Source organism: Gordonia sp. 852002-10350_SCH5691597 (genome assembly GCF_001665715.1).
In the GTDB taxonomy this organism is placed as follows: Bacteria; Actinomycetota; Actinomycetes; order Mycobacteriales; family Mycobacteriaceae; genus Gordonia; species Gordonia sputi.
Map to the genome: position 1 here is coordinate 1 of NZ_LZMO01000220.1, position 8,014 is coordinate 8,014.

An 8,014-nucleotide genomic window follows, 5' to 3' on the forward strand; every position below is an offset into this window, starting at 1 on the left:
TGGCTCGAAGGTGTCGGACAAGCTCGGCGTGATCGAATCGCTGGCCCCCAAGGTCGACACCCTGGTCATCGGCGGCGGTATGGCGTTCACTTTCCTTGCCGCGCAAGGACATTCGGTCGGTAAGTCGCTGCTGCAGGAAGATCAGATCGACGTCTGCAAAGACCTGCTCGACCGGTTCGCCGACGTCATCCACCTTCCGGTCGACGTCGTCGTCGGCGACAAGTTCGCCGCCGATGCCGAGTCCGACACCGTCTCGGTCGAGGACATCCCCGACGAGTGGATGGGCCTCGACATCGGGCCTGAGTCGGTCAACCGCTTCGCCGCGGTGCTGACCGGGGCCAAGACCATCTTCTGGAACGGCCCGATGGGCGTGTTCGAGTTCCCGAAGTTCGCCGCGGGCACCAAGGGTGTGGCCGAGGCGATCATCACCGCGACCAACAACGGCGCGTTCAGCGTCGTCGGCGGTGGCGACTCGGCTGCTGCCGTGCGCACGCTCGGGCTGCCGGAAGAGGGCTTCTCGCACATCTCGACGGGTGGCGGCGCGTCGTTGGAGTTCCTCGAAGGCAAGGAGCTTCCGGGTCTGAAGGTGCTGGAGGACTGATGGCTGCTCGTAAACCGCTCATCGCGGGCAACTGGAAGATGAATCTCAACCATCTCGAGGCGATCGCCCTGGTGCAGAAGATCGCGTTCGCGCTGCCGGCGAAGTACTTCGAGAAGGTCGACGTGACGGTGATCCCACCGTTCACCGACATCCGCAGCGTGCAGACCGTCGTCGACGGCGACAAGTTGCTGCTCACCTACGGTGCGCAGGATCTGTCTGAGCACGATTCGGGTGCCTACACCGGCGAGATCAGCGGAGCGTTCCTCGCGAAGCTCGGCTGCACCTTCGTCATCGTCGGGCACTCCGAGCGTCGGACCCTGCACGGTGAGACCGACGAGGTGGTGTTGGCCAAGACCAAGGCGGCGCTGCGTCACGGGCTGACCCCCATCGTGTGCATCGGCGAGCACCTCGACGTCCGTGAGGCCGGAAACCAGGTCTCGCACAACGTCGAACAGCTCAAGGCGTCGTTGGCAGGTCTCTCGGCCGAGGAGATCGGCAAGGTCGTCGTCGCCTACGAACCGGTCTGGGCGATCGGCACCGGCCGTGTTGCCAGTGCGCAGGACGCCCAAGAGGTGTGTGGCGCGGTTCGCGGTGCGCTTGCGGAACTGGCCGACGAGGCCACCGCGGCGACGGTCCGTGTGCTCTACGGCGGCTCCGTCAACGCCAAGAATGTCGGCGACCTCGGGGCACAGCCCGACGTCGACGGCGCACTTGTCGGCGGTGCATCGCTGAAGGCCGACGATTTCGCAACGCTCTCGGCCATCGCGGCAGGTGGTCCACTGCCCTGAGGGGTGGTGCCCACACGCCGTGGGTCGCTCGCGGGGTCATAGCTCCCGACGCGTAGAATGTGGCAGGTTGGTTTCGTCATGCGCGCTCATGTGTGCAACGAGGCCAACCTGCCCTCTGCCGTACACGACGAAACAGGAATGCTCACCGGATGAAGCTCGCGCTCGAAATCGGTCTGATCGTGACCAGTGTTCTGCTGGTCGTCCTCGTGCTGCTGCATCGCGGCAAGGGCGGTGGCCTGTCCTCGCTGTTCGGCGGCGGCGTGCAGTCGAGTCTGTCGGGTTCGAGCGTTGTCGAGCGCAATCTCGACCGGTTGACGGTCTTCGTCGGCCTGGTGTGGTTCATCCTCATCATCGGCGTCGAACTCGACATCAAGTACTCCTGACCAAGATCACGTACTTCTGACACTTTCAGCACGGGGGCCGCGCACTGTGCGCGGCCCCCGTGCTGTGTCTGCCCAAGTTGTGCTGTCGGCCCCTTCTTGTGCTGTGTCTGGTCTGTCGTGTTCGGTTCGCGTCGAGATGCCCCGTTCGCTGAATACCTGAATACTTGAGGACATGACCTCAACCGATCCGTCCCACGGTGCCCCGGCCTGGCGTCCATCGACGTCCATCGATGATCTGATCTCCGTTGACGACGAGGGGCGAGCCCTCACCGAACCGTTGCGTGAGGACATCCGGTTGCTCGGCGGCCTACTCGGCGATGCGATCAGAGAGCACGCGGGTGACGAGGTCTTCGATCTGGTCGAAGCTGCGCGCGTCGCTGCTTTCCGAATCCGACGTGCGGAGATCGACCGCGACGAGCTCGCCGACATGTTCACCGATCTCGACATCGACACCGCGATGCCGGTCATCCGTGCATTCGGCAACTTCGCGCTGTTGGCGAATCTCGCCGAGGACATCCACCGCGAGCGTCGTCGTGCCATTCACGTGCGCGCGGGCGATCCTCCGCAGGACAGCAGCCTCGCCGCCACCTACGCGAAGCTCGCGGCCGCCGACCTGTCCGACGCCCAGGTGGGAGCGGCGCTCGCCGACGCGACGGTCGTCCCGGTGATCACCGCCCATCCGACCGAGACCCGACGCCGCACGGTCTTCGACGCGCAGAACCGCATCACCGAGCTCATGCGCTTCCGCGGTCGCACCGACCTCACCGCCGACGAGGACACCGAGGTCATCGAGGCGATCGAGCGTCAGATCCTCACCCTGTGGCAGACGGCGCTCATCCGCCTCGAACGGCTCACCATCCAGGACGAGATCCGGTCGGGTCTGCGTTACTACGACGCCTCGTTCTTCGACGTCGTACCGAAGATCAATACGTCGGTGCGGTCGACGCTGCAGGCGGCGTATCCCGATGCCGGTCTCTCCGACGAGCCGATCCTGCGGATGGGTTCGTGGATCGGTGGCGACCGCGACGGCAATCCCTACGTCACCGGCGAGGTCGTCAGCTTGGCGACGTCTCTTGCGGCGCGCACCGCGATCGGACACCACCTGTCCGAACTGCGGCTGCTGCGTCAGGAGCTGAGCATGTCGGCGCGGTTGATCGAGACCAGCGGACGGCTCGTCGAACTCGCGGGCGTCGATGCCGACGACCCGGCAACCGACGAGCCATTCAGGTTGGCGCTCAAGCACATTCGTGCTCGACTGGTCGCGACAGCTGAGGCGTTGTTCGGCCCGGACGTGCTGCAGAAGGAGGATCTCGACCTCATCGACGGCAAGCCGCCGTATGCCGATTCGGCCGAACTCCTCGCCGATCTCGACGTCGTCGACGAAGCGCTCCGCGAGAATCGTGATGAGGCCATCGCCGACGATCGGCTGCTTCGCCTGCGTGAGGGCGTCCGGACGTTCGGATTCAATCTGTCGGGTCTGGACATGCGGCAGAACTCCGATATGCACGAAGAGGTCATCGCCGAGCTGCTGGCGTGGGCGGGCGCCACACCCGACTACTTGTCGTTGTCCGAGGAGGATCGCGTTGCGGTGCTGTCGGCGGAGCTGCAGGCCCGCCGTCCGCTCACCAGGCCCGATTCGGACCTCTCGGAGCTCGCACGCAAGGAACTCGATATCGTTCGCGCTGCTGCAGCCGCCGTCGCGGCATTCGGCCCGCAGTCCATACCGAATTACGTCATCTCCATGTGTACGTCGGTCAGCGACATGTTGGAGCCGATGATCCTGCTCAAAGAGGCAGGCCTGATCGATATCGACGACGACGGCAAGCTGGTCTCGACGGTGCGGATCGTCCCGCTGTTCGAGACCATCGAAGACCTCCAGCAGGGTGCGGAAACCCTGCTCGCCGCGCTCGATCTGCCGTTCTACCGCGACCTCGTCGATTCGCAGGCGGGGATGCAGGAGGTCATGCTCGGGTACTCGGATTCGAACAAGGACGGCGGCTACATGGCTGCCAACTGGGCGCTGTACCGCGGCGAGCTCGACCTGGTCGAGGCGGCCAAGAAGGCGGGTATCCGTCTTCGTCTGTTCCACGGACGAGGCGGGACGGTCGGTCGTGGTGGCGGTCCGAGCTACGACGCCATCCTTGCGCAACCGCCGGGCGCGGTCCAGGGTTCGCTGCGCATCACCGAGCAGGGCGAGATCATCGCCGCCAAGTACGCCGAACCCGTTGTTGCCGAACGCAATCTGGAGACGCTTCTGGCGGCGACCATCGAGTCGTCGTTGCTCGACGTCGAGGGTCTCGGTGACGAATCGGAGCAGGCGTACCAGAACATGGACGAGGTGGCGGCGCTCGCTCGCGCCGCGTATTCGAAGCTCGTGCACGAGACGCCCGGGTTCGTCGAGTACTTCACCACGTCGACCCCGCTGTCTGAGATCGGGGCACTCAACATCGGCAGTCGCCCCGCGTCGCGCAAGCAGACCGAGAAGATCTCCGACCTGCGCGCCATTCCGTGGGTGCTGTCGTGGACGCAGTCACGCGTGATGCTGCCGGGTTGGTACGGGACCGGCTCGGCCTTCGAGCAGTGGGTCGGCGACGACCCGCAGCGCCTCGAGACCCTGCACCGCTACTACGAGAAGTGGCCGTTCTTCCGCACGGTGATGTCGAACATGGCGCAGGTGCTCGCCAAATCGGATATGGGTCTCGCGCACCGCTACGCGCAGCTCGTGCCGGATGAAGCGTTGCGCGACAAGGTATTCGGGATGATCGTCGACGAGCACGAGCGCACCCTCGCGATGTACGCGAAGATCACCGGTACCGATGATCTTCTCGCCGACAACGCCGCACTGAAGCGTTCGGTGTACAACCGATTCCCGTATCTCGAGCCGTTGAATCTGCTCCAGTTGGAACTGCTGCGGCGGTTCCGTGCAGGCGACGACAGCCCGCGGGTCCGACGTGGCATCCAGCTCACGATGAACGGTCTGGCGACGGCGCTGCGCAACAGCGGCTAGCGCCTGGCGGCGCGTAGCCCGGCCCGGCTCGTGCACAGGCGCGACCGTCCTCCGACGGGGTGGTCATGCCTCGACGGGTGCTCGAGCGCGTGTGCGATCGACTCGAGTGGGGCGTACTGCGACAGTGCGGAGGAGAGCGTGGCAGCGGCCTGCCGGTAGCTGCTGTCGTCGAGTACGCGGGCCACTGCGTCGCGTATCTGTGAGTGCGTCGGAGTGCCGGTGCGAAGGTCGATCCCCGTGCCGTGGAACGCAACACGCGCCGCAACCTCGGGTTTGTCTTCGGCGCCGGGGGCGATCACAGCTGGTACACCATGTGCGTGCGCCAGCATGACCGTGCCATATCCGCCGTTGGAGATGATTGTCGACGTCGCGGGTAGCAGCTGGTCGTAGGGGAGGAACTCGGCGGCGCGGCAGTTGTCCGGTAGTTGCCCGAGCGTTTCGACAGGGCGCCCACCCGTGCTGGCCACGACCGTCACGTTCATGTCGGCCAGGGCCATGGCCGCTGGGCGTACGAGCGTGTCGAAGTCGGAGTTGGCGAGGGTTCCCTGTGTGACGTGGATGATCGGTCGACTCTTGTCGACGTCGTTCCACCAGCTCGGCATCTCCGGGGCGGGAATCGAGCTGCTCGTGTCGATCGGCCCGACGAAGCGCACGGTCGGCAACAGGTCGTCCAGGGGGTATTCGAACTCGCGTGGTCCGAGATGCAGGTAGGAATCGAACGATGCCGCGACGTCGAGAACGAACGGGAACCCGGGCGGCACAGGAGATTCGGTCATCTCGCTGTACAGTCCGATCGCGTATCGCTGCAGCGATCGGAAGAGGACTCTCCGCGCGAAGGAGTTCATCGCCCGGTTGCGGAGCATCCCCGCGTGCGACCACGACGGGGCGAATCCGGAGTTGGGGGGTGCGGTGTTGCGACTGAACTGCGCCAACGGGCCGACTCCGACCGCCAGTACGGGCGGACGCTGCCTGCGCTGTCCGACGAGGAGTGGCAGCGCGCCGAGGAAGAAGTTGTCCACCAGAATCGCGTCGACCGGGGTGGCGTCGAGAGCCGCCCGAAGACCACGCCACTGCTCGGGCATCGGACGGACGAAGGTCTGGGTCAGTTGATACCGGGACAGACCGATGCCGTGATATCGGTCGGCGTCGGGCAGATAGGTGTCGAGTTCGCGCTCGTCGAAATCGGCGACGCCGGCAAGCGGAAGAGGTTGGGCGCCGGCAACGCGGATCGAGGGGGCGAACCGTGATCCGGTCAGCATCGTCACCTCGTGGCCGCGTGCAGTCAGGTCACGAGCAACCGCGACGAGCGGTGCCACATGGCCGACGAGGGGAGTGCTCGCGAGAAGATAGTGACTCATCGTCGGCCTCCGGAGGCTGCTCAAAATTTCACCAGATTCGAATTCTGGTTAATATGAGCAATGTAACCGCACGAGAACCGAGGTGCAACAGGTGGCACGCAAATACGAGTCGCAGCTGCGCAGTGGGCGAGCGGCCGCAACGCGCGCACACGTACTCGCTGCGGCGCGCGATCTCTTCGGCGAACAGGGATACACGGCCACGTCGATCAAGGAGATCGCAAGTCGTGCCGGGGTGTCGCTCCACACGGTCCATGCCACAGGCGTGAAGGCGGAGCTGATGGCGGCGGTCCTCGAGAGCGAGTTCATGGGCGCGGAGGGCGAGTTGTTCGCCGAACAGGCCGAAGTGCGCGACATCTTCGCCGAGCCGGACAACGACGTCGCGCTCGGTCGCTACACCCGATTCCTGGCCGACGGGCACTCGCGCATCGCGCGGCTATGGCACACCGCGCTCCTCGCGGGTGATGCCGATCCGGCGATCAGGGCGGCACTGCGCCGTTCCGAGGCGGCCAGGGCTGCCGAGATCGACGTCGGCAGTCACGTGTTCGTGGCGCGCGGCCTTGTGTCGGAGGGGGAGCGAGCACGATTCGCCGTGATCCTGACACATCTGACCGACCCGGAATCGTTCCACTACTTCGTGATCCGTAACGGCTGGAGTGCCGAGGACTACGCGCAGTGGCTGCTGACGAGCATCCGGGCGCACCTCGACCGGCCCGCGTGATCACCGCGCACGGTACTCCGGTGCTCGGATTATGGGAGGCGTTCTTCTGCGATGAAGCCGATCCTCGCGGACACCTGACCTGACCGGACGAGAAGACCTGCACGCTAGACGGAGAGTTTGCCCGCCGCCGCGTCGTCGAGAAACCACACCGTCTCCGAAGTTCCGTGCGCACCCGCACACGGCCAGTCGTCGCGTGACGCCCCCGAATGTGCGGCGGCCACGGCGTCGGCCTTGTCGGCGCCGGACACCAGGAACCACACCGCCGACGATCGATTCAGCGCCGGGAAGGTCAACGTGATCCGACGCGGGGGTGGCTTCGGCGAGTTCTCCACCGGAACCACTGTCCGCACGTTCTCCGCGGTCGCGTCGGTGTGTGGGAAGAGCGAGTTGATGTGACCTTCGCCGCCCATCCCTAGTAGGTGGAGATCGAAAGCGGGGGAGACGCCGTTGTCCGCGTTTGCCGCGAGGACGGCCGCGTAATCCAGTGCGGCAGCGTCGATGTCGTTGCCGAACGGTCCGTCCGACGCCGCAACGGGATGCACACGGGCCGGATCGACGGGCACATGCGCGAGGAGCGCGTCGGTGGCCTGCCCGACGTTGCGCTCGGGATCGTCGCTCGCGACGAATCGTTCGTCGCCCCAATAGAAGTCGATGCGCGACCAGTCCAGTGGGCTCGTGTCGACCTGACCTCCCGGCGCGAGGGCCCGCAGGATGCCGATTCCATTGCTCCCTCCGGTCAGCACCACCGACGCGATGCCGCGCTCGGCCTGCGCACGCGACACGATGTCGACGAATCGCGTTGCCGCCGTGGTGGTCAGCATGTCGCGGTCGTCGAACACGAGGGTCTCTGTCGTCATACCGGCGCTCCCTGTGCCTGTAGTTCCACTGCGCCGCGCAGGGCGAGTTCGTACATGTCGTCGGTGTCGAGTCGGCGCAACTCCTCTGCCAGGCAGATCGGCAGGTCACGGTGCATCATCGCCACACGGCCGTCGGGTTTGCCCGGGGCGCTGAGTACTGCGTTGCCGTTCTGGTCGACGGACATGACCGTGGTGCCCTCGTCGCGGTGCAACCGCACCTCGAAGCTGCCGATCTTCCGCTGCGTGGGTACGCCGAGAGTCGAAAGAAGCCATCCCGCAAGCAGATCGACGCTCGGTGAGAT

At 65.5% G+C, this 8,014-nt stretch carries 8 protein-coding genes; 5 read left to right on the forward strand and 3 right to left on the reverse strand.

Translation table 11 applies throughout. The features are described from left to right. From A5777_RS16140 to ppc, 4 genes are all read left to right on the forward strand, one after another. Positions 1-601 (forward strand): phosphoglycerate kinase (locus A5777_RS16140; RefSeq protein ID WP_082933706.1); only part of this gene is annotated, 601 nt, incomplete at its 5' end. Continuing rightward, complete coding sequence (gene tpiA / locus A5777_RS16145; RefSeq protein ID WP_005202739.1) at positions 601-1,389, forward strand: triose-phosphate isomerase; 789 nt, start codon at positions 601-603, stop codon at positions 1,387-1,389. The genes A5777_RS16140 and tpiA, both read left to right, overlap by 1 nt. Positions 1,390-1,538: 149 nt before the next feature. Then, positions 1,539-1,772, forward strand: a complete 234-nt coding sequence (secG, locus tag A5777_RS16150; RefSeq protein WP_005202741.1) for a preprotein translocase subunit SecG — start codon at positions 1,539-1,541, stop codon at positions 1,770-1,772. A gap of 172 nt (positions 1,773-1,944) precedes the next feature. Then, positions 1,945-4,779, forward strand: coding sequence for a phosphoenolpyruvate carboxylase (ppc, locus tag A5777_RS16155; RefSeq protein ID WP_064863426.1), 2,835 nt, complete (start codon positions 1,945-1,947; stop codon positions 4,777-4,779). On the opposite strand, the gene A5777_RS16160 is transcribed toward ppc, so the two are convergent. Next, positions 4,776-6,137 (reverse strand): glycosyltransferase, encoded by a 1,362-nt coding sequence (locus A5777_RS16160; RefSeq protein WP_064863427.1) that lies wholly within the window; start codon positions 6,135-6,137, stop codon positions 4,776-4,778. The two genes, ppc and A5777_RS16160, sit on opposite strands and share 4 nt — an antisense overlap. Positions 6,138-6,228: 91 nt before the next feature. Between A5777_RS16160 and A5777_RS16165 the strand changes: the two genes are divergently transcribed. Continuing rightward, entirely contained in the window at positions 6,229-6,855 is a 627-nt protein-coding gene (locus A5777_RS16165) for a TetR/AcrR family transcriptional regulator (protein WP_231895092.1), read from the forward strand. A 104-nt stretch (positions 6,856-6,959) separates the two neighbouring features. Here the strand turns inward: A5777_RS16165 and pgl are convergent, their stop codons facing one another. Both pgl and A5777_RS16175 read right to left on the reverse strand, forming a co-directional pair. Next, complete coding sequence (gene pgl / locus A5777_RS16170; protein WP_064863429.1) at positions 6,960-7,712, reverse strand: 6-phosphogluconolactonase; 753 nt, start codon at positions 7,710-7,712, stop codon at positions 6,960-6,962. Beyond that, a partial coding sequence (locus A5777_RS16175) for an OpcA/G6PD domain-containing protein (RefSeq protein WP_197502398.1) occupies positions 7,709-8,014 on the reverse strand: 306 nt, incomplete at its 5' end. The genes A5777_RS16175 and pgl, both read right to left, overlap by 4 nt.

Bases quoted from the DNA above. Each gene is read 5' to 3' on its own strand.
- tpiA (WP_005202739.1), top strand. From the start codon at position 601: ATGGCTGCTCGTAAACCGCTCATCGCGGGCAACTGGAAGATGAATCTC.
- secG (WP_005202741.1), top strand. From the start codon at position 1,539: ATGAAGCTCGCGCTCGAAATCGGTCTGATCGTGACCAGTGTTCTGCTG.
- ppc (WP_064863426.1), top strand. From the start codon at position 1,945: ATGACCTCAACCGATCCGTCCCACGGTGCCCCGGCCTGGCGTCCATCG.
- A5777_RS16160 (WP_064863427.1), bottom strand. From the start codon at position 6,137: ATGAGTCACTATCTTCTCGCGAGCACTCCCCTCGTCGGCCATGTGGCA.
- pgl (WP_064863429.1), bottom strand. From the start codon at position 7,712: ATGACGACAGAGACCCTCGTGTTCGACGACCGCGACATGCTGACCACC.